Here is a 20,078-nt window from a genome sequence, read left to right as displayed (position 1 = left end):
ACCGGGGGAAGGTCAGGCCTTAGATGCCCAGGCGCGCAAGCACGCTCGCGTGCGCGCGCCGACCTCGGGCGACGGTTCGAAGGAGATGGCGACGAACTCGTTCACGCCCGCGTCGCGAAGCTCATCGAGGTGCTGCGACACGGTCGACTCGTCGCCGATCAACGCGGCGTCCTCCGGGCCGGAATAGCCCTCCCTGTCGAGCATCGCGCGGTAGGACGGCAGGTGGCCGTACATCGCGAACTGCTGAGCCGCGAGCGAGCGGGCGGCGTCGACGTCGTCGGTCACGCTGACTGGCAGCGCCGCGGCTACCGCGACGGACCCGTCCGGGCGTCCCGCTTCCGCGGCCGCGTCGCGCAGCGTGGGTCCGATGTGCTCGCGCAGGGTCTTCGGGCCGGTCATCCAGGTGATCGTGCCCGCGGTGCGCCGGCCGGCGAGCCGCAGCATCTGCGGCCCGAGCGCGGCGACGTACACCTCGGGGGCCGGCGCATTGGGGATCTGCAGGGCACCCCGGGTGGTGACGAGCTCGCCGGGCGCGTCGGCCTGTTCGCCGGCCAGCAGGGGCAGCAAGCCGTCGAGGTACTCCGACAACCGCTTCACCGACCTGTCCCAGGAGATCCCCCACATTCCCTCGGTCACTGCCCGGTGGGTGACTCCGATGCCCAGCGTGAAGCGGCCCTCGCCAATCATGTTGAGCGTCAACGCCCGTTGCGCAAGCAGCGACGGGTGCTGGTTCTGGATCGGCACCACGCCACTGGCGACCGCGATGTCCGGAACTTCGCGCAGCGCGGCGGCGAGCACGGTGAGCAGATCGGCGTCGAACGGCATCTGGGTGAACCAGAGGCGGGCGAAACCCTGGTCGCGGGCTTCGGCCAATTCACGGATGCAGGATTCGACCGGCGATGCGTTGTTGAGGCCGGTGATCAGGCTGATGCGCATGGGCTGAAGCGTAGGGCACCGCGATCCGCGTCTACTCGTCGCGTTGCCGCGTGCCCGATTTCGCGCTGGCCCGGTCTCTTAGCCGGCGCCCTTGCCGTTGTCGACCCGGTAGACGGCGCCGTGAACGGCCGCGGCGTCGTCGCTGGCGAGAAACGCGATGACGCTGGCGACGTCGTGGGGCTGCATCATGCCGCGCGGTGAGGCCGACCGCAGGATCAGGTCGTAGTTCGGGTTCTCCGGGGCGGTGAACTGCTCGATCTGCGGGGTCAGCATGCCGCCCGGGCACACCGCGTTGACCCGCAGCCGATCCGCCGTGTATTCCACGGCCAGGGCACGGGTCAGGCCGATCAGCCCATGTTTGGCGGAGCAATAGCCGGCCGAATACGCCTGCCCCTCGACACCGGCGATGGAGGCGACGTTGACAATGTTGCCGCCGCGGGCCAGCAGGTGCGACAGCGCGGCCCGGCACAGGTAGAACGGGCCGCTGAGGTTGGTCGCGAGGTCTTCGGCCCAGTCCTCGTCGGTCATCGACTCGGTCCGGCGCATCTGGTGCCGCCCGGCGATGTTGATCAGCGCGTCCAGCCCGCCGAACTTGGCGACGCACTGTTCCACCGCGTCTCGGCAGGCCTGCGCCGAGGCCACATCCACCAAAGCGTATGCGCCGCCGTCGATGTCAGCGAACACCCCGGCGAGCCGGTCCGCGTCTCGTCCGATGCCGAAAACCGTTGCGCCTCGCCGAGATAGCAGCCGCGCCGTTTCGGCTCCCAGCCCCGACGAAGCGCCGGTCACCAATGCAATCTTGCCTTGTAGTGCGCTCACGGTCTGCCTTTCAACTTTAGTCAGTCTGAAAACTAGCGGCTGCTGCGATTGTTAGCGGCCATTGGCTCGATTGACCCGAAATCGACTGTGGTGTAACGGAATAGTGGCGATTGGCTAATGCCCGCGGAATTCGTCCATCGAGTTGTACACGCCGACGCGCCGCAGGTAGGCGTCGCGCAGCCGGACCGGCAGCATAGCCGAGAGCACCTTGTTCATCTTCGACGTCCACGGGATGACCACGAACGGTTTGCCTTTCAGCATCGCCGTCCACGCGTCGTCGACCACGTCCTGCTGCTCGAGCATCGGAGTGAACAGGATGCCCTTGGCGCCGTCGAACATGCCGGTGTTGATATAGGTCGGACACACGGTGGTGACCTTGACCTGCTGATGGCCGGCTTGTTCGAGCTCCAGCCGCACGGAGTCGGAAAAGCCGATCGCGGCCCACTTGGAGGCGGCGTACGCGGCCATGCGGGGGATGGCGTTGAGCCCAGCCGAGGATGCGATGTTGATAACCCGGCACTGCGTGCCCGACGCGATCATCGCCGGCAGGAACTCGCGGGCCACCAGCATCGGGCCAATGGCATTGACTTCCATGGTGAGCATGAAGTCGCGTGGCTGGTTCTCCCAGAAGTAGCCGTTGCCCCGCACGATCCCGGCGTTGTTGAAGAGCACATGAATCGTGCCGACGTCGGCGCGGACCTGCTCGGCGGCCTCGGCTACCCGCGATTGCGAAGTGACGTCGACGGTTTCGTAATGGACGGTGCCACCGGCCGCTTCCAACTCCGCCGCGGTTTCCTTCAGCGCCGCCTCGTTGGCGTCCCAAAGAACCACCGAGGCGGCACCCTCCTGGACGGCCCGGGTCGCGAACAGCTTGCCCAGGCCCATGGCCGCACCGGTGATCAGGACGTTGAGCCCCTTGACTGACTGCATGACGCTACCTTTCCGTTCTACCCGGCCCACACGTCCTCGACGTAGTGGTCAGATTCGATGAGACCGCTCAGCCAGTCGCGGGCCTGACCCTCGCCAGCGCCCGTGCGTGCGCGATAAATGTCGAGGAACGACCCGCGCACCGCCGGCGCCATCCGCGCGCCGTCGCCGCACACGTAGACGTGAGCGTCCTTGGCCGGGTTGCCCAGTAAGTCCCACACGTCGTCGGCGTCCGCGGCGATCCGGTCCTGCACGTAGCGAACCCCGTCCTGCGGCGCGCGCGAGAAGGCTGGGCGCATCTGCACGATACCGATGGCCTCGGCCTGCTCGAACCGGTCCCGGAAGATGTAATCGACCTCCGGATCACGCACGCCGAAGAAGCACAACGCAGGCCGCACTGGTGCGCCTGCCCGCTGTGCGGCCAGCCGATCACCCAGGAAGCCGAGGAACGGCGCGACACCGGTACCGGCACTGACCAGGATCACGTTCTTAGCCGGATCGGCGCCGGCCCGGAAAGCATGGCGGGCCGGGTCAACCCGCGCCCGAATCGATTGTCCGGGTTGGACTGTCGCAAGGTAGTTGGACGCAACACCCTTGAACGAGCCGCGACCGGATCGGGCCGGCGCATCGAGCACACTTACGACCAGTCCTACGGTGCGTGGTGACAGCATCGACGACGATGCGATCGAATAGTGCCGCGGCACCATGGGGTCGAGCAGTTCGAGAAGTTCGGCTCCGGTGAGAACGCAAGCCGGGTATTCGTCGAGGCATTCCAACACGCTGAGCGGGCAGCCAGCCGGGTCCTCGGCCAGTTCAGTGAGCCGCTGGCGCTCCGCGGGGCTGTCGTTGGCGGCCGCAAGCCTACGTAATTGACTGCTGGTCACCGGTTTCCGCAATTCGACGAAGTGCGTCAGCAGTTCTCGCGCGCTGACCTCGCGGTCCAGTGCGATAAGCCGTCGCGAGCTGCGTCGCGGATTGATCGCCAGCCGCAGCCCGGGGTCGATGCCGAGTTGGGCCAAAACCGCGTCGACGACCTCGGGCGGGTTGTCGGCCATCACCGTGAGGTGGTCACCCGTTTGATAGTCGACGCCGTCTGGAAGTTCCACGCGGACATTGGTTTTGGCTTGACCGAGACCGGGGCTGACCAGTTGGGTGGTCTCGACGACGGTCATGGGGACGACCGACGACCGTGCGTCCATCGCCGCCGTCACCGGGCCGACGATCTGGCGCAGCTCGTAGAGCGGTTCGGCCGCGTCGGAAAGCGGCGCGGCGTCGGGATCACCGAAGCGTTCCGCCATCGACGACCACAGCGCACCGGCGAATTCTTCGACCGTGCCGACCATATCCCCCGAGGTGTCCGCCGCTGCCCGCGGAACCAATCGGTGGGCGTTCAGCTCACCGAGGCGCTCGTCGATGCGCTGCGGGATCGCCTGGTAGGTGTCCGCCCAGTTGTGGTCCCCCACGCCGAGAATCGCGACGTTGGGTGTCGGACTCAGCGAGGTATTCGCGTCGAGTAGCCAGCTGAGGAACGCGCGCGCGTCGTCGGTCGGCTGTCCGTTATAAGACGATGCGATGATCACGATGGCCTCGGCTTCGGGGAAACCACCCACTGCGTCGTCGAGGGGCGCCACCGTGGCCGCGCAGCCGAGAGCCGTTGCGTCGTCGGCGAATTGGCGGGCCAGGGCGCGGCACGTGCCGAGGTTGGAGCCGTGCAAGACCGCCAGCCTGGTGCCGGCCTTTATCGCCGTCGGGGACTGGGTGTCGTTGGGGGTGTCGGCGCTGCCGATGTCAGGGGTTTCCGTGCGGCGGTCCTGTGAAGTGCGCCTGACGACATCGAGCCGGAATCCGACCGGTCGGCGACTGGTTGGGGTTTCCCATTGCGGCACATAGTGGTAGGCGTCGATGAGACGGTAGCGATGCACCGCCCGGGCCACTGCCATGGCCGCCTCATGCAACGCGAACTGCCGGCCGATGCAGGATCGCGCCCCGGTTCCAAAAGGTTTGAACAGCGCGGTCGGCCGGCCTGCCGCGCGTTCGGGCGCGAAGCGGTCGGGATCGAAGAGTTCGATATTGTCGCCCCACTGCGGCTGGCGGTGCAGTGCGCCGGTGAGGACCGTGACCGCCTCGCCACGCTTGATCGGATACTGGCCGCCGATCACGGTGTCTTCCAGGGCCATTCGATCGAAATGCAGCACCGGCGGCGACAACCGCAGGGTTTCTTCTATGACCTGCCGCAGGTAGGTGAGTTTGCCGATGTCGTCGTAGCAGGGCAGGTAGTCGTCTTCGATGCCGAAAACGCTGTCCACCTCGGCCTGCACCCGATGTAGCACCGTCGGATCGCTGACGATGTTGTAAAGCGTGTTGGGCATCAACTCCGACGTGGTGAGCTGGCCCGCGATCAGGAAGGTCATGATCTGATTGCGAATGTTGTCGGTGTCCAGCGCCGAATCGCCGTTTGGATCCTGTTCCAGCATCAGCGCCAACAGGTCGTCGAAGTCGCGGTCGCCCGATCGGTGCTCGGCGATGAGTCCGTCAATGAACGCGTACAAAGTCGCGAGTTCCTCGGTGAACACCGGCGTCGGCTCGTCCGAGGCCAGCTCCCCGAGGGCCGTCGTGAAGCTCTGCGGGATCGGAGCCAGGCCCGGACAGTCGAAAGAGTCAAAGCGCGAACCGAAGCCCGCCAGCGCCACGGTGTCCATGGCCAGCTTCTGCAGGTCGTTAGACACGTCGACCGGCCGGACTCCGACGCTGGCGTCCCACCGGTCCATCATTTTGCAGTTGATGTCCAGCATCGCTGCGTGATAGCTGCGCAGACCCGCGTAGCTGAAACCCGGCAACAGGACGTCGTGGGCTTTCTGCCAGTTCGGTTCGCCGTGGTATGCGGTGAACAGGCCGTCGCCGGCCAGCGGCCTGACTCGGGCCAGGGTGGCGGTGAGGTTCTTGGCGAAGCGGGCTTCGTCGCAAAGCTCGCTGACGAGCTCCAGCGAGCACGCGTAGAGCTTCCGGATGCCGCCGTTGAAGTCGGCGTAGAACAGCGGGCCGTGCAATTCGCCGAGTAAGTCCACGGCCAGCGCGCGGGGGCGGCCGATCAAGTGCTCGGGCCCGGGCAAGGGTCCCTCGGCCGAGGGGACCCCGGGAAGATCCGGCGGTGGCGACGCACGGAACTCGCTCATGCGGGCAGCATAGGTTTCGACACGGCAGCTCGTTAGGGATCCGCGGACGTCGTCCTCGGGAGGACGCGCGTTAGTGTGCTTTGGTCGGCCTCAGCTACAAGCCGGCGGAAAAGTTGGGCGAATTCATGACCGCAGAAGCAGAAGCGTCGCCGCTCGAAGCACGGGTCGGCCACTACTACCAGATGGACGGCACCTACCTTGTCGGTCGCGAGAAGGTGCGCGAATACGCGCGTGCGGTGCAGGACTCTCACCCCGCACACTGGGATGTCGCGGCCGCCGCTGATCTGGGCTATTCGGGCCTGGTGGCGCCCCTGACGTTTACGTCGGTCCCGGGCATGACCTGCAATCGCCGCATGTTCGAGTCCGTGGTCGTCGGCTACGACACCTACGTTCAGACCGAAGAGGTCTTCGAGCAGCACCGCCCGATCGTCGACGGCGATGAACTGCATATCGACGTCGAACTGACCTCTGTGCGCAGGACCGCCGGCAGGGATTTCATCACCGTGACCAACACCTTCACCGACGCTGCTGGCGAGCGGGTGCACACCCTGCACACCACAGTCGTCGGCGTCACCGCCGACGACGTCGATCCGGCGATCAAGGCGATCGTGCAGAACGTCACGATGCACGACGCGTACGCGCTGCCGATCGGCGAATCCAAGACCGCCTATGAAAAGACGGTGCGCCCCGAGGGTGAAATCCGGATCGCCGAGGGCGGCACGACGCGCACGCCGGGGACACCATCCTTCGACGACGTGAAGGTCGGCGACGAGCTAGCGGTGCGCCACGCCCGCCTGTCCCGCGGCGACCTGGTGAACTATTCCGGCGTCGCCGGCGACGCCAACCCGATCCACTGGGACGAGGCGATCGCCAAGGCGGCGGGCCTGCCCGACGTGATCGCCCACGGGATGCTCACCATGGGGCTGGGCGCCGGATACGCCTCCGCGTGGTCGGGCGACCCCGGGGCGGTTACCCGCTACGCCGTGCGGCTGTCGCAGCCCGCGATCGTGTCGGCCACCGAGGGCGCCGACATCGAGTTCAGCGGCAAGGTGAAGTCACTGGACCCCGCGACCCGTAGCGGTGTCGTCATTGTGGGCGCGAAGTCCGGCGGCCGAAAGATCTTCGGCCTGGCGACGCTGAACGTCCGCTTCCGCTAACCAGCGTTGGGTAGAGCGGTGCGGACGCCGAGCACCGGTTGCCTGCGCCGGCCATGACTCCACCCGCGATCCCATGGCCAGTGGCGGCGGTCGTCGGTCCACACAAGTTGATACGCGCGAACGTCCGGCCCGCACAGCGCGACGGCGAACTTTAGATGCACGTCGGGGTGTTCGACCTCGACAACCTCCAAAAGGAACTCGCCCTGGTAGTCGATGTGCTCGGCCGGCAACAGCCTCATGCCCTCATCGACAATCTGCTGCGCGACCGCATTGAGCAACTGCGCCGACGGCTGTGGCTGCAATCCCGTGATCAACAACTCAGGCAGACCGCGTTGATGTAGGCCGATCGTGTACGCGAAGGGTCGTCGGTCGTCCTCGACAAACTGGACTGCCCATCCGTAGTCCGCGATGATGTCCCGCAGAACGTCCAGGTAATCCTCGGTGGTGGCGCCGGGGTTGTCGCACTGCCAGCACATGTGCACACCTTTCTGTAGTGGTTACGGACAACCCTGCCCCGACCCACCGACAGATTCGCCGCGTCTCTAGGCAATGCCAGCGGCACGTTCGGGTCCATGAAATTCCTGAGCCAGACCACGTGTTGTGGCATGCATGAAGGACCTGATCCGATGAGCCCGCGGCCGTTGCACTTCAACGCGTTCATCTGGCCCAACGGCTACCACGAATCCGCCTGGCGCGTAGTCGACGACGACGTACGCGACGTTGTCGGCCTCTCGTACTACACCGACATCGCGCGGATCGCCGAACGCGGCTTGATGGACTCCATCTTCCTCGCCGACAACATCGCCATCGCCGAGTACCGGGCCACGCACCTGCCACAGACTCAGTTCGACCCGATCTCGGTCCTCTCGGCGTTGGCCGCCGTCACCGACCACATCGGGTTGATCGGCACCGGCTCCACGACTTACAACAAACCGTGGGAACTCGCTCGCCGCTTCGCGACGCTGGACCACCTCAGCGGCGGCCGCGCCGGGTGGAACATCGTCACCACCGTCACGCCACTGGCCGCCGCCGCGTTCGGTGAACCCAACCATCCCGACCATGCCGACCGTTACGCGCGCGCAAACGAATTCGTCGAGGTTGTGACGCAAGTGTGGGACAGCTGGGACGACGACGCCGTGATCGGTGACCGCGAGCGCGGGGTGTGGGCGGACCGCAGCAAGCTGCACGCACCTCACTTTCACGGACGCTACTACGACGTGGAAGGAGTGCTGCCCTTCCCTCGCTCGCCTCAGGGACACCCGGTGCTGGTCTTGGCGGGACAATCTGACGCGGGCGTCGCGCTCGCGGCGCGATACGCCGAGATGGTCTTCTCCGGGCCGCCCTCGTTGGAGTCGGCGGTCTCCTTCCGCGCTGACCTCCACGCACGGGCGGCCGCATCTGGTCGTGACCCCGAACAGCTACTGGTCCTGCCGGCGTTGATGGTGACCCTGGGCGGCACCGAGGCTGAGGCCCGCGCTCGGGCGCGGCGGCTGGAAGACTTGGCCAGTCCCGAATTCCGTTGGCAGAACGCCCTTTACACGGCGGGTCTCGACCCCGACGCCTACGACCCTGATGCTCCGCTGCCCGCCCATCTCTGGGCTGGGCAATCGCCGTCGACGCGGGCCGATCAACTCTTCGCGGCCGCGCGGGCACAACCGCACGCCTCATTGCGGGAGATCGCCCAGCGGGTGAGCGGAGGCGCGGGACAGACTCACTTCATCGGAACACCCGAGCAACTCGCCGATCACGTCGTCGCGTGGCAAGATGCCGGCGCCATCGACGGATTCACCATCATGGGATCGACACTGCCCTACGAGCTGGCGGCGTTTGTCGATCACGTCGTGCCGATCCTGCAGCGGCGGGGACGATTTCGCACCGAGTACGCCGGGAACACGTTGCGGGATCATCTGCGGCTTGAGCGGCCAGCGCGTCGTTTCCGCCATTCGGCGCGAATCTGACGGGAAGGCGACCCGGTCACACGGATGATGGCGGGCACCGCACCACTACACCTTGAGTGACAACAGGATGGCCCTTTGCCTCGGTCCAATTGCAGATCTCCCGTCGACCCAGGCGGACGATGCCTACCACCTTGTCCCAGTAGATGTCGCTGGTCGCTAAGTCATGCAAAGTCGAGTCGGCCAGGACGACGGCCAGCCGGTGCAGCCTCGGACGTCCTGGTGCGTGAGTCCACATTCGTGGACCGTCGTATCTGGTATTCGTTGCGAGTGCGAAATCCATATCTGACCAGTTTCGTTGTGCCAAAATGGTTTTAACCCGCTCCCATACCTCGATCGGAATTGTATCCGTACCCGGACGACGGATACGCCCAGCGAGCTCTCGCACGACTTCCTGTGCCTTTGCGCCTCGCTTGCCATACACACCCACCTTGTTAAGGAATGCGACCTGATTTCCCGCTCGGTCTATGCTCAGGAACCAGCAATCGCGATAGCCTGGCTTCGTTGTCTTGATAACCTTGCTCTGCACTCCAACCCGAAGGAGCAGGTGCATCACATCGCCTATCAAGCGTCTGCTGGTCGAGGCGTAATACACCCGTCCCTGCGATGTCTTCGCGTCCCAGCGTACCGAGCCATCGGTCGCCCAAAGATGCCTCAGGAATAGTGCAACTTGCTCGTCGGGAAGCGCGAAGACGGGTGCTGGCACGAACTTCTCGTAGCTACGCAGGCCGAAAAGGCCAAGGCCATCCAGCCATTCCGCGATCGGATTGCGCTTCCCATGCGTCAGGTGAAAAGGAGCAGGCAACCGCAACGTCGTCACGCGCGCGGCCTCGTACTCATCGCGTATCGCTGTCACACCGAAATATGCCGCCGCAATCGTCACCGCCACGAGATTGGCCTCATCAATCGATGCATAGCGAATAGGTTGGTTCTTGACGCAGGAGCCGTCGCCGATCATGTGCGCCAACATGATCAGCTCTGGCTCATCCATTCGCTTTGGCTGGGACGGTTCGGACAACCGGCGAACGACGCCAATCCTGTTGCCAACACTCAACTGCCCCACCGGCATCCAGCCATCGACTTTGAGGACGCTCTGTTCCGGAATCAGCTGTAGTTCACGTCCGGATGCCAAACTCAAGCAAACAGCCTCCCGACTGCGGATTGATACACGTCCTGTGATATGCCGCCTCACTAGGCGCATCTTCTCGTCCACCGACCACAGCAGCGGACGCTCGCCAGTGTGCCCCAGCTCATTCAAGGAGATGTGAAATCCATTATCTGCCCTTGCGGCTCGCAGCTGCAGACACCCGCTGCCATCGCTAGGTGCATCCGCTTCACCGGCGGGAGCGAGATCATCGCGCATCGTCATAACGAGAGGCTACCGACACGTACCGACACCTGCCGACGGCGCGAAATCGACTGCCACGATGGCGGTTCACTGGCGCGGCGGTGATTGTGAGTGGAACCGTTCGGTCTCAGCGAGCCATGTTGGTGAATCGCGACAGGTGCAGTTGGTGGGCGACAGTAATCGTCTTGGTCGGACCGTTGCGATGTTTGGCGAGAATGAAATCCGCCTCTCCCGCACGCGGGTCGTCTCGGTCGAACGCGTCCGGCCGGTTCAGCAAGATGACCATGTCGCTATCCTGCTCCAGCGAACCCGACTCGCGAAGGTCCGCCAGCATCGGCTTCTTGTCGGTGCGCTGCTCGGGGCCGCGGTTCAGCTGACTGATCGCGACCACCGGAACCTCCAGCTCCTTAGCCAAAAGCTTGAGGTGCCTTGAGAATTCGGAGACTTCGACCTGCCGCGACTCGTGCTTCTTGCCCGAGGTCATCAGCTGCAGGTAGTCGACCACGACCAGCTTCAGGTCGGCCTTCTGCCGTAGCCGTCGCGCCTTGGCGCGGATCTCCATCATGGTCAGGTTGGGTGAGTCGTCGATATACAGTGGCGCCTCGCTGATTTCGCTCATCCGCCGCGCCAGCCGCGTCCAGTCGTCGTCGTTCATCCGGCCCGACCGCATATCGGCCAGTTTGATTTTCGCCTCGGCCGAGAGCAGCCGCATGACGATTTCGGACTTGCTCATTTCCAGCGAGAAGATGACGCTGGCCAGTCGATGCTTGATCGAACACGACCGCATGAAGTCCAGCCCCAGCGTGGAATTGTGCGTCGGCACCATCCCGCTGCCGGCCAGATACAAATGCGCGGGATTGTCCACCTCGACGCAGCGGACCGGAACGCTGGGCACCCGGCGCACCGCGGCGACGTGCACCACCGGCGCCAGCACGGCGGAGGCGGTCCGCCGCTCGGCATACCGAGCGGCGGACCTTTCCACCACGATTGTGTCCAGGCCGCAACGCAATTGGGCCGACGTCCGGATGCCGGTGCCGGTCGGCCAGCGGTGCTGGGCGTCAGCGACGATGACCGTGCCGTCGGAGAATTCGATCTCATAGCACGGCCGGCCCAACATGACCTCAGTGGCCGCCACCACCCGCGTGGGTCGCCCGTCGGCGTCGAGCAACTCGTCGCCGACCGCGACGTCACCCATCGTGGTCCAGCCCGCCGGTGTGGGCAGCGGCGTCTCCAACGCGAGTGCCTTGCCCACGCCGGGCCGGGCCGCCACGATGATCATCTGCCCCGGATGCAGCCCGTTGGTCACCTCGTCGAGTTCGGTGAAGCCGGTCGGCACACCGCGCGCGATGCCACCGTTGGAGGCGATCGCGTCGATCTCGTCCATCGTCGGCTGCAGCAGATCCTCGAGCGGGACGAAGTCCTCGGACAATCGGCGATCGGCGACGTCGTAGATCTCGGCCTGCGCGCGGTCGACCACCTCGGCCACGTCGGCGCCCTCGGCGCCCGCGTAGCCGTACTGCACTACCCGCGTTCCGGCCTCCACCAGCCGCCGCAGCAAGGCCTTCTCCGCCACGATGCCCGCGTAGTAGCCGGCGTTGGCGGCCGTCGGCACCGTCGAGATCAGGGTGTGCAGGTACGGGGCGCCGCCGATGCGGCGCAGCAATCCACGGCGGTCCAGTTCGGCGGCCACCGTCACCGCATCGGCCGGTTCCCCGCGTCCGTAGAGGTCCAGGATGGCGTCGTAGACATTTTGGTGCACGGGGCGATAGAAGTCGCCGGGCCGCAGCCGCTCCAACACATCGGCGATGGCGTCCTTACTGAGCAGCATGCCGCCCAGCACCGATTGCTCGGCGGCCAGATCCTGCGGTGGCTGACGGCCAAAGTCTTCACTGGGTGGCGAGGCGTCCATGCCCGGATGGCCCAGATCGTCGACGACCGCCACGGACCCTCACCTCCTTCTGACAAGCAGCCGAACATACATTCGATAACAGGCATTCAGAGCGTAGGGCGACGCACCGACAATCCCCGCGTTGACTCGCGTCGGGAAGAACGTAAACGTTGCTGGCGACTCCTCCAATGGGCGGCTGTTCATGAAGCTGTGCATGGTGTGTGCATATCTATCGACAGCCGTGTTGAACGGGGTGTGGAGAACCTGTGGATTAATCCGAAGCATGTCGACATCACTGCTGATGGACGCTTCACCACGCCGGACATTTGGTGTGGAGAATAATCTCCTCGGCGTGTCGGGCCAGGTTACCGCGCCGGGCGTGTTGGCTTTCGGTCAGATTTTCGCTGCGTTACGTGCCGGTAAAGAGGTTTGCGCGCGAGCCGCGTCGAAATCGTTCGCCAGCCCGGCTCCAGCCCGACGGAGCCGCTGCGGCGAACCACCCGGCCCGGCGATTCGCCGGGCTCCCGCCGCCGCGTCGTTGTTTGCCGCGCCGGCCATCCTCACAGCGGATTGCGGCCGGCGATCGCGTTGACCACGCGCACAGCCTGGTCACTCACGCCGTAATCGGTGACGCGGACGTCGATCACCACGTCGTCGACGACGCGCATGGCGTGCGAGGTCCGCCAACCCGCCCCCGAGTCGGGGTCATCGGCGTCGACGACCTGGACCCCGTTGACGACCCGTGGACTTTTCATGGTCCAACGATGGGGCGGTCTGTTCGGCGACGTGATCGTCAAAACCGCGTCGGCGCAGGCTCGCCAGGATTGCACGGTGGCCGCGACAAGTGCCTGTGCAGCCGGAGTGCTGTCGAACGCGACCACGGCCTCGTCGATGCTGCGTGCACCGCTCGGACGGTCGTCGGCCAGCCGCGCCCCCCGCATCTGGCCGTAGTGGCTGCCGTGGTATCCCGCCTCCATCGCGTTGGCGATCTGCGGCATGCATTCGGGGCGCGAATACACGTCGCCCTCCGGCCACCCAGGCAACGAACGGTAGGTGTAATAGACCCGAAGTCCGTTGGTGCCCATGATCGCGTTGATGGCCGATTCATCGGCCAGCATGCCCGCCAGTTGGTCGACGACGACCGGTTTGTCGGCTTGGTTGACGCGGGTCTGGCACGCGCTCACCGGCGCGGCACAGACGACCACAGCCATGAGCACCCCGCCGCGGTGCACCCACGCTGTCGGAATCATGCCGCCCCCAAGCTTTCTCACCGCTGACCCCTGCCTGACAGGTCAACGATACGGGCGGCTCGGTCAAGCCGCCGGGGCTTAGCTCTGCCCGACGACCTCGAGCGAAACCACCACGTCGATCTCGGGGTGCAACCGCACCGACACGGGGTGCGTGCCCACCGACTTGATGTGCGCCTGGGGCAGCCGAACGATGCGCTTGTCGAGGTTCGGCCCGCCGGCCTTCTTGATCGCAGCGACCACGTCACCGGCGGTGACCGAACCGAACAGCTTGCCGGAATCGGCGGCCGTCTTCACCGGCAGCGACACCGGGCCCAGCGCCTCGATCTCGGCCTTGATTTCGTTGGCGTGCTCGAGGTCGCGCACGGTCTTGGTCTCGCGGGCGCGACGGATATCGTCGGCCTGCTTCTGCGCGCCGCGCGAGGCGACGATCGCCAGGCCGCGCGGAAGCAGGAAGTTGCGACCGAACCCGTCCTTGACCTCGACGGTGTCACCGACGGAACCCAGGTGGTCGACGTCAGCCGTCAGAATGAGCTTCATTGTTTTCGTACTTTCCGTTAATTCCGGCGACTATCGCGTCGACGAGGTGAAGGGCAGCAGCGCAACCTCGCGGGCATTCTTCACCGCGAGCGCGATGTCACGTTGGTGCTGGACGCAGTTGCCGGTGACCCGGCGCGCGCGGATTTTGCCCCGCTCACTGATGTAGGTGCGCAGCAGCGTCGTGTCCTTGTAGTCGATCGATTGGCCCTTTTTCGCGCAGAAGACGCATTTGCGCGCCTTGATCGGCTTTTCCGGGGCCGGGCGCCGTTTAGTGGACTTCGCCATGTGTTTCGGTCTTTCTCTTTCTCAGTGCTGTGAAGTGTTTCGAATTGTCGTGATGTCAGAAGGGGGGTTCGTCGTCACCGCCGCCGAACGACCCAGACGCCGGGGCGCTGCCCCACGGGTCGTCGGCCGGTGCGCTGGCCGGCTGGGCCGCTGGCGCCGGACGGGAACCGCCGCCGCCGGAGCCGAACCCGCCGCCGCCGCCGCCGCTGCGGCTGGCCTTGTTGACCTTGGCCGTGGCGTAGCGAAGCGAGGGCCCGATCTCGTCGACCTCGACCTCGACGACGGTGCGCTTCTCGCCCTCGCGCGTCTCGAACGAACGCTGCTTGAGCCGCCCGGTGACGATCACCCGTGCGCCCCGGGTCAGGCTTTCGGCCACATTCTCGGCGGCTTCCCGCCAGATGTTGCAGCGCAGAAACAGCGCCTCGCCGTCTTTCCACTCCCCGGTCTGCCGGTCATAGATCCGCGGTGTCGATGCCACGGTGAAATTCGCGACGGCGGCACCCGACGGAGTGAACCGCAGTTCGGGGTCAGCGGTTAGATTTCCGACAACGGTGATGGTGGTGTCACCAGCCACAATTTCCTCCTGAGTCGCGGGTCCCCGCTGAGCCTACGCAAGGACCCAGACAAGGGGGAGTCACCGCGCTAGTGCTTGTCGGTGCGCATCACTTTGGTGCGCAAGACGGACTCGTTGAGGCTGAGCTGACGGTCCAGCTCGGACACCGTCGTCGGCTCGGCCTGCAGGTCGATGACGACGTAGATGCCTTCGGCGTGCTTGGCAATCTCGTAGGCCAACCTGCGCTTACCCCAAATGTCGATCTTGTCGACCTTTCCGCCGTCCTTGCGGACGACGTTGAGGAACGTCTCCAGCGACGGGGAAACAGTGCGTTCGTCGAGCGTGGGGTCAAGAATGACCATGATTTCGTATGGACGCATGGAAACCTCACCACCTCCTCTGGTCTCAAGCGGCCACGGTCGATCCGTGGCAGGAGGGTCGCCTGCGTCGGCAACCGCCCCAGGTTACCGGACGTGCGGGTGCGCGGCGAAATCCATCGTCATTTGCGACCTAGGCGGTATTCGTCGGCCCTGGCCTTGGTCGCGGCGTCGGCCTTGGCGAGCGAACCCGAGTCGAACGGCGGCTGCGGGTCGTATTCGATGAGCAGCTGAGCGGCCTGCGCGGCCTGTCGATCGACCAACAGCTCAACCAGCCGCAAGGCCATATCGATCCCGCTGGACACCCCCGCGGCGGTGACGATCCGCTGCGGGAGATGCTCGACGACGCGCTCGGGTACGTAGTGCGCTCCCAGCTCGTTGAGCGTGTCGATGGCGCTCCAGTGCGTCGTCGCCGTGAGCCCGTCAAGCAGCCCCGCGGCGGCGAGCAATAGCGAACCGGTGCACACCGAGGTGGTGAACGTGGTCTGCGGATGAACCGACTGCAGCCAGCCGCGGATCACCTCGTCGTGGATCAGTCGACGGGTGCCGATGCCCCCGGGCACCACCACCACATCGGGGGCGCCGACCTCATCGAAGGCGGCGTCGCAGGTGACGCCCAGGAGCCCGTTTTCGGTGCGCACCTCACCGCGCCGGTGTCCGACGAATACCACCTCGATCGACGGGATGCGCTGCAGCACTTCGTAGGGCCCGACGGCGTCGAGCGCGGTGAACCGGTCGAACAGGGGGATGGCGACCTGCATCATGCCTCCACGGTGGCGGGCTCGGGTTCGGCTGCGTCCGACGGGCGCAGCCTACGGGGACGTAGCCAGTCCGGCAGCCAATCGGGCGGCGCGTCGGGAGCACGGTCGAACGGACCACCGCCGGGATCGTCCACCCGGCCGCCCCATCGGACCAGATCCTCGGCGGGCCGATAAATCTGATGAATCACCAACGCGCACAACATGATTACCGCGACATCACGCAGCAACACCGTCGCGGTGAACCACTGTTCGGGCAGGGAGCGGTTCGGATTGCCGTAGAGGAAGTACATCCGCGGCACCCACACCAGCGCGTCCACCGTCATCCATGCCAGCAGGATCCGCCGGTGCGGCAGGGCCAGCACCGCCAGCGGTACCAGCCACAGCGAGAACTGGGGGCTCCATACCTTGTTGGTCAGCAGGAAGGCCGCCACCACCAAGAACGTCAGCTGGGCCACCCGCGGCCGCTGCGGAGCGGTGAGTGCGATGTAGGCAATTGCCGCACAACACAATGCGAACAACACCGCGACCACGGTGTTCAGCACCACCGGCGGCTCCCAGAAACCCAGCTTGGGATCGAAGCCGCGCCAGCCGGTGAACGATTTCACGACGCTGTACAGCGAGTCCATGTCGTCGCCGCGGCGGGTGTTGAGCCGGAAAAACTCCGACCAGCCGCGCGGAAACAGCACCAGCACCGGCAGATTCACGACCACCCAGGTCATCACCGCCGTCAGCGCCGTGCGGGCCACGCCGCCCAGGCAACGGTCGCGACCTGCTGCGCCCGGCTTCGCCGCGCTTGCAATCGCTCCGAGGCGACCGGTGCGGATCCCCAGCACCACCAGCGGGCCCAAGAACAACAGCGGATACAACTTGGCCGCGGCTCCCAGCCCGATCAGGAAGCCGGCCAGCACCGGCTTTCGCCGCGCCCACGCCAGCAGTCCGCTCGTCGCGAATGCCGTTGCCAGCGCGTCGAAGTTGGTGAATATCTGGAAGATCAGCAACGGGGAGGCGGCCACCAGGGCCGCATCCCACACCCGCCGGCCCGATAATCCCGCGGTGGCCCATACGGTGCACAGCCAGGCCAGCGCCAGCCCGAACGCGGCGATGTTGAAGAACATCACCACCTCGGCGATCACCGGAAGCGGAACCAGCTTGCTCAGCGCCGTGTAGGACTTGGCCAGCGCCATCGACACATACTGGTACACCCCGGTCAGCACCGGATACTCCATGTATCGCACCGCGGGCTGGCCGTCGTAGCGGATCTGCTGCACGCCGTTGGCGTCGCTTTCGATCCAACTCGACTTGTACGGAAACTTGCCCTGGCTCAACAACTCCGCGCCGTAGAGCGGCACCGTGTCGGAGTAGCACAGCTCGTAATAGGCGCGCTGATTTTCCCAGTTGGCGACCCGCTGGTCACCCGGCCCGCTGCCGGTGGACTGTAGACACGCCGCCTTCGTCGACCAGCCGAAGGCCAGGAATACCAGTGCGATCACGAACATCGCCCGCACCGGGGTCATCAACCGGGTGCGGCCCACCAACGCGTGTCGACCCACCGGTCCGCCGACAACGTCTGCCAGAGCGGCACCCAAAACGTCTGTGCGGCTGGGGCAGTCGCGGTTGTCGGCGCTGCGCAGATCGGCGGCCAACGGCACCGGTGAGATGGTGGCGCTCTGCTCAGCGTCCGTCACGGCGGCGGCGGGTTGGGCGGCTGGCCGAACGGCGGTGGCGGGCTGGGCGGCTGGCCGAACGGCGGTGCCGGGCCGGGCGGAGGAGCCGGCGCCGGCGGCGCGACGGTGATCGTCGTCGGCGGACCGACCGGGATGGTGATGCCCGGGGCGACCTCGACGGTGGGTTGGATGACGGTCACTGAGGGCGGCGGCGGCTTCGGCGGCGGCGCGGGAACGCCCGCGTAGCCGCCGATCTCGCTCGGCTTGGGGAACGTCTCGTTCGAGGTGCCCTTCAGCGCGCCGTCCATGGTCGCCTTCCAGATGTCGGACGGCAGGCCGGAACCGTAAACGTCTGCGCCCGAGGCGGTTACCAGCGGCTTGTCGTCTCGGACGGTGCCCACCCACACCGCCGTCGACAGTGACGGCGTGTACCCGACCATCCACGCGTCCTTGTTGGCATCGGTGTCACCCAGCTGGGCGGTTCCGGTCTTGGCCGCCGACGGTCGTCCCCCGGCCAGATTGTGCCCATTGGAATAACCGGCGATCGGCTGCATCGCCGCGGTAACGTTGTCGGCGACGCCTTTGTCGATGCGCTGCTCACCGTTGTTGTTCGACGTGCCGGCGTCGAAAAGCACTTGGCCCTCGGCGTTGACGACCTTCTGCACGAAATGCGGGCGGTGATAGATACCGGAGGCGGCCAGGGTGGCGTAGGCCGAGGCCATGTCGAGCACCCGGGTTTGGTACTGCCCCAGCACGACGCCGTTGTTGGGCGGTCCGCCCTTGCCGTCCTCGGAAAGGGTATGCGCGACACCGGGAAAGCTCGTCGCGATGCCGGCCTGATGCGCGGCGTCCGCGACGGCCTGGGGTCCGCCCTTGAGTTTGAGCATCAGCCGGTAATAGGAGGTGTTCAGCGACATCTTGAGCGCTTCCGCGAGATTGCAGGTCCCGCAGCTCTCACCCTCGACATTGGTGATCTTGATGCCGTCGACGGTCAGCGGGGAACTGTCCACCTGGTAGCCCAGTCCGATGCCCTGCTCGAGCGCCGCCACCAAGGCAAACACCTTGAACGACGATCCGGTCTGCAACCCGCCCTGCGCGAAGTCGAACCCGTTGGCGTCCGGGCCGCCGTAGTAGGCGCGTATCGCGCCGTTGTGCGGGTCGATGGAAACGACGGCGGTCCGCATGTCGGGGTCCTGCCCGTCAAGGTATTTAGAGACCGCCTTCTCCGCCGCCCGCTGAGCCTTCGGGTCGATCGTGGTCGTGACCTGGAGACCCTGGGTGTTCAAGGTCTGCTCGTCGATGTTGAACAGCTCCATCAGTTCCCGGGTCACCTGGCGTTCGATCAGCCCGTTGGGCCCGGTGGTCTGGTTCTGCGCGCGGGCCAGGTCCGGCGGGACGGTCGCCGGAAAGGTTTGTGCCGCACGGTCACTCGGGGACAGCGCCTTGGTTTCCACCATGCCGTCGAGCACCCAGTTCCACCGGGCCTCCGCCCCCTTGGGATCGACCGCCGGGTCCAGCGTGGAGGGGCGCCTAATCAGCGCCGCCAGCAGCGCCCCTTCGGAAACCGTGAGTTGCTCGACGGGCTTGTTGAAATACGCCTTGGACGCGGCCGAGATGCCATAGGCGCCGCGGCCGAAATAGATGATGTTCAGATATGCCTGCAGCACATCATCTTTGGACCACTCCCCCGACATCTTGGTGGCGATGACCAGTTCCTTGGCTTTACGCAGCAGGCCGGCCAGCCCGTGCTGCGCCGAACCGACCAGTGCGTTCTTCACGTATTGCTGGGTGATCGTCGACCCGCCCTGCAGGTCTCCGCTGCCAAACAGGTTGTTGTTCACGGCCCGCGCGAAGCCGCGGAAGTCGAAACCCGGGTTCGAATAGAAGTTGCGGTCCTCGGCGGCGATCACGGCCTGGCGCACGTGCACCGGCACCTGGCTAAGGTTGACGTCAACCCGATTACCTTCGGGGGGAACGATTTTGGCGATCTCCGAACCGTCGCTGGCCAGGATGGTCGAGACCTGGTTGGTGCGGATGTCTCCCGGCTTGGGGATGTCGACGATGAAGTAGGCCATGGTGAACGTGACGATCGGCAGCAGCACGATCATCGCGGCGGTGAGATACAGGCCGCGCCGCACCCAGTGCCAATTGATCTGCTCGGACCATTGGGCCTTCACCCTCGGCCCGGGTCTGCCTTGGCCCGGTCCAACCGGGGCCCGCGGCCCTGGGGGCGGCGGTTCTTCCGGTGGGCGACGCGCGGAGTCCGTCCGATCACTAGGCTGCGACAGCAAGGGTTTCGAGGATCTTGAGGCCGGGCGCTCCATCGCGGCCCTCACCTCGTCGATCGGGTCGCGCCGCTGACCCTCGAGCGCCGCCTTGACCTCGTCGATGGGGTCCGCCCGTCCCGGCGATCGGTCGTCGCCGACGGCGGGGATGATCGACGTCATC

At 65.8% G+C, this 20,078-nt stretch carries 17 protein-coding genes; 2 read left to right on the top strand and 15 right to left on the bottom strand.

Translation table 11 applies throughout. From position 1 onward, the window contains the following. Positions 1-12 precede the first annotated feature (12 nt). The 4 genes from G6N66_RS26975 to G6N66_RS26960 form a co-directional block, all read right to left on the bottom strand. Complete coding sequence (locus G6N66_RS26975) at positions 13-936, bottom strand: TIGR03564 family F420-dependent LLM class oxidoreductase (protein ID WP_085233913.1); 924 nt, start codon at positions 934-936, stop codon at positions 13-15. Between the two features lie 78 nt (positions 937-1,014). Next, positions 1,015-1,755 (bottom strand): SDR family NAD(P)-dependent oxidoreductase, encoded by a 741-nt coding sequence (locus G6N66_RS26970; RefSeq protein ID WP_085233912.1) that lies wholly within the window; start codon positions 1,753-1,755, stop codon positions 1,015-1,017. 114 nt (positions 1,756-1,869) lie between these two features. Beyond that, the gene (locus G6N66_RS26965) at positions 1,870-2,685 is read right to left on the bottom strand and encodes an SDR family NAD(P)-dependent oxidoreductase (protein ID WP_085234079.1); all 816 of its coding nucleotides are present in this window, start codon (positions 2,683-2,685) and stop codon (positions 1,870-1,872) included. A gap of 17 nt (positions 2,686-2,702) precedes the next feature. After that, positions 2,703-5,855 carry a bifunctional cytochrome P450/NADPH--P450 reductase gene (locus tag G6N66_RS26960; RefSeq protein ID WP_085233911.1) on the bottom strand — a complete coding sequence of 1,051 codons (3,153 nt, stop codon included), beginning with the start codon at positions 5,853-5,855 and terminating at the stop codon, positions 2,703-2,705. Between the two features lie 125 nt (positions 5,856-5,980). Here G6N66_RS26960 and G6N66_RS26955 point away from each other — a divergent pair, with 125 nt between their 5' ends. Continuing rightward, positions 5,981-7,012, top strand: coding sequence for a fused (3R)-hydroxyacyl-ACP dehydratase subunits HadA/HadB (locus G6N66_RS26955; protein WP_085234078.1), 1,032 nt, complete (start codon positions 5,981-5,983; stop codon positions 7,010-7,012). On the opposite strand, the gene G6N66_RS26950 is transcribed toward G6N66_RS26955, so the two are convergent. After that, entirely contained in the window at positions 7,009-7,488 is a 480-nt protein-coding gene (locus tag G6N66_RS26950; protein ID WP_085233910.1) for a DUF4262 domain-containing protein, read from the bottom strand. The genes G6N66_RS26955 and G6N66_RS26950 overlap by 4 nt on opposite strands. A gap of 150 nt (positions 7,489-7,638) precedes the next feature. Between G6N66_RS26950 and G6N66_RS26945 the strand changes: the two genes are divergently transcribed. Continuing rightward, positions 7,639-8,970: an NtaA/DmoA family FMN-dependent monooxygenase gene (locus G6N66_RS26945; RefSeq protein WP_197747053.1), complete on the top strand. Its 1,332-nt coding sequence runs from the start codon at positions 7,639-7,641 to the stop codon at positions 8,968-8,970. Positions 8,971-8,986: 16 nt separating this feature from the next. On the opposite strand, the gene G6N66_RS26940 is transcribed toward G6N66_RS26945, so the two are convergent. From G6N66_RS26940 to G6N66_RS26895, 10 genes are all read right to left on the bottom strand, one after another. Continuing rightward, complete coding sequence (locus G6N66_RS26940; protein WP_085233909.1) at positions 8,987-10,336, bottom strand: LAGLIDADG family homing endonuclease; 1,350 nt, start codon at positions 10,334-10,336, stop codon at positions 8,987-8,989. 106 nt (positions 10,337-10,442) lie between these two features. After that, positions 10,443-12,257: a replicative DNA helicase gene (gene dnaB / locus G6N66_RS26935; RefSeq protein ID WP_085233908.1), complete on the bottom strand. Its 1,815-nt coding sequence runs from the start codon at positions 12,255-12,257 to the stop codon at positions 10,443-10,445. Positions 12,258-12,763: 506 nt separating this feature from the next. Next, positions 12,764-13,474, bottom strand: coding sequence for a sensor domain-containing protein (locus G6N66_RS26930; RefSeq protein WP_139825297.1), 711 nt, complete (start codon positions 13,472-13,474; stop codon positions 12,764-12,766). A gap of 57 nt (positions 13,475-13,531) precedes the next feature. Further along, positions 13,532-13,990 (bottom strand): 50S ribosomal protein L9, encoded by a 459-nt coding sequence (gene rplI / locus G6N66_RS26925; RefSeq protein WP_085233906.1) that lies wholly within the window; start codon positions 13,988-13,990, stop codon positions 13,532-13,534. Between the two features lie 30 nt (positions 13,991-14,020). Then, complete coding sequence (rpsR, locus tag G6N66_RS26920; RefSeq protein ID WP_085233905.1) at positions 14,021-14,275, bottom strand: 30S ribosomal protein S18; 255 nt, start codon at positions 14,273-14,275, stop codon at positions 14,021-14,023. Between the two features lie 55 nt (positions 14,276-14,330). Further along, the gene (locus G6N66_RS26915) at positions 14,331-14,849 is read right to left on the bottom strand and encodes a single-stranded DNA-binding protein (RefSeq protein WP_085233904.1); all 519 of its coding nucleotides are present in this window, start codon (positions 14,847-14,849) and stop codon (positions 14,331-14,333) included. A gap of 68 nt (positions 14,850-14,917) precedes the next feature. Further along, the gene (rpsF, locus tag G6N66_RS26910; RefSeq protein WP_085233903.1) at positions 14,918-15,208 is read right to left on the bottom strand and encodes a 30S ribosomal protein S6; all 291 of its coding nucleotides are present in this window, start codon (positions 15,206-15,208) and stop codon (positions 14,918-14,920) included. Between the two features lie 119 nt (positions 15,209-15,327). Continuing rightward, complete coding sequence (locus G6N66_RS26905) at positions 15,328-15,969, bottom strand: DJ-1/PfpI family protein (protein WP_179968324.1); 642 nt, start codon at positions 15,967-15,969, stop codon at positions 15,328-15,330. Further along, positions 15,966-17,651, bottom strand: coding sequence for a glycosyltransferase family 87 protein (locus G6N66_RS26900; RefSeq protein ID WP_085233902.1), 1,686 nt, complete (start codon positions 17,649-17,651; stop codon positions 15,966-15,968). Before G6N66_RS26900 ends, G6N66_RS26905 begins: the two co-directional genes overlap by 4 nt. After that, on the bottom strand, positions 17,648-20,077 hold the full coding sequence (locus G6N66_RS26895) for a transglycosylase domain-containing protein (RefSeq protein WP_085233901.1): 2,430 nt from the start codon (positions 20,075-20,077) through the stop codon (positions 17,648-17,650). The genes G6N66_RS26900 and G6N66_RS26895 overlap by 4 nt, the downstream gene beginning before the upstream one ends. Between the last annotated feature and the right edge of the window lies 1 nt (position 20,078).

The sequence above is a fragment of the Mycobacterium conspicuum genome, assembly GCF_010730195.1.
Classification (GTDB): domain Bacteria; phylum Actinomycetota; class Actinomycetes; order Mycobacteriales; family Mycobacteriaceae; genus Mycobacterium; species Mycobacterium conspicuum.
This window is presented reverse-complemented; position numbering and strand designations above follow the sequence as displayed.

Excerpts from the sequence above, each read along its gene's own strand:
- G6N66_RS26975 (WP_085233913.1), bottom strand. The coding sequence starts at position 936 with ATGCGCATCAGCCTGATCACCGGCCTCAACAACGCATCGCCGGTCGAA.
- G6N66_RS26965 (WP_085234079.1), bottom strand. The coding sequence starts at position 2,685 with ATGCAGTCAGTCAAGGGGCTCAACGTCCTGATCACCGGTGCGGCCATG.
- G6N66_RS26960 (WP_085233911.1), bottom strand. The coding sequence starts at position 5,855 with ATGAGCGAGTTCCGTGCGTCGCCACCGCCGGATCTTCCCGGGGTCCCC.
- G6N66_RS26955 (WP_085234078.1), top strand. The coding sequence starts at position 5,981 with ATGACCGCAGAAGCAGAAGCGTCGCCGCTCGAAGCACGGGTCGGCCAC.
- G6N66_RS26950 (WP_085233910.1), bottom strand. The coding sequence starts at position 7,488 with ATGTGCTGGCAGTGCGACAACCCCGGCGCCACCACCGAGGATTACCTG.
- G6N66_RS26945 (WP_197747053.1), top strand. The coding sequence starts at position 7,639 with ATGAGCCCGCGGCCGTTGCACTTCAACGCGTTCATCTGGCCCAACGGC.
- G6N66_RS26940 (WP_085233909.1), bottom strand. The coding sequence starts at position 10,336 with ATGACGATGCGCGATGATCTCGCTCCCGCCGGTGAAGCGGATGCACCT.
- rplI (WP_085233906.1), bottom strand. The coding sequence starts at position 13,990 with ATGAAGCTCATTCTGACGGCTGACGTCGACCACCTGGGTTCCGTCGGT.
- rpsR (WP_085233905.1), bottom strand. The coding sequence starts at position 14,275 with ATGGCGAAGTCCACTAAACGGCGCCCGGCCCCGGAAAAGCCGATCAAG.
- rpsF (WP_085233903.1), bottom strand. The coding sequence starts at position 15,208 with ATGCGTCCATACGAAATCATGGTCATTCTTGACCCCACGCTCGACGAA.
- G6N66_RS26905 (WP_179968324.1), bottom strand. The coding sequence starts at position 15,969 with ATGATGCAGGTCGCCATCCCCCTGTTCGACCGGTTCACCGCGCTCGAC.
- G6N66_RS26895 (WP_085233901.1), bottom strand. The coding sequence starts at position 20,077 with ATGACGTCGATCATCCCCGCCGTCGGCGACGACCGATCGCCGGGACGG.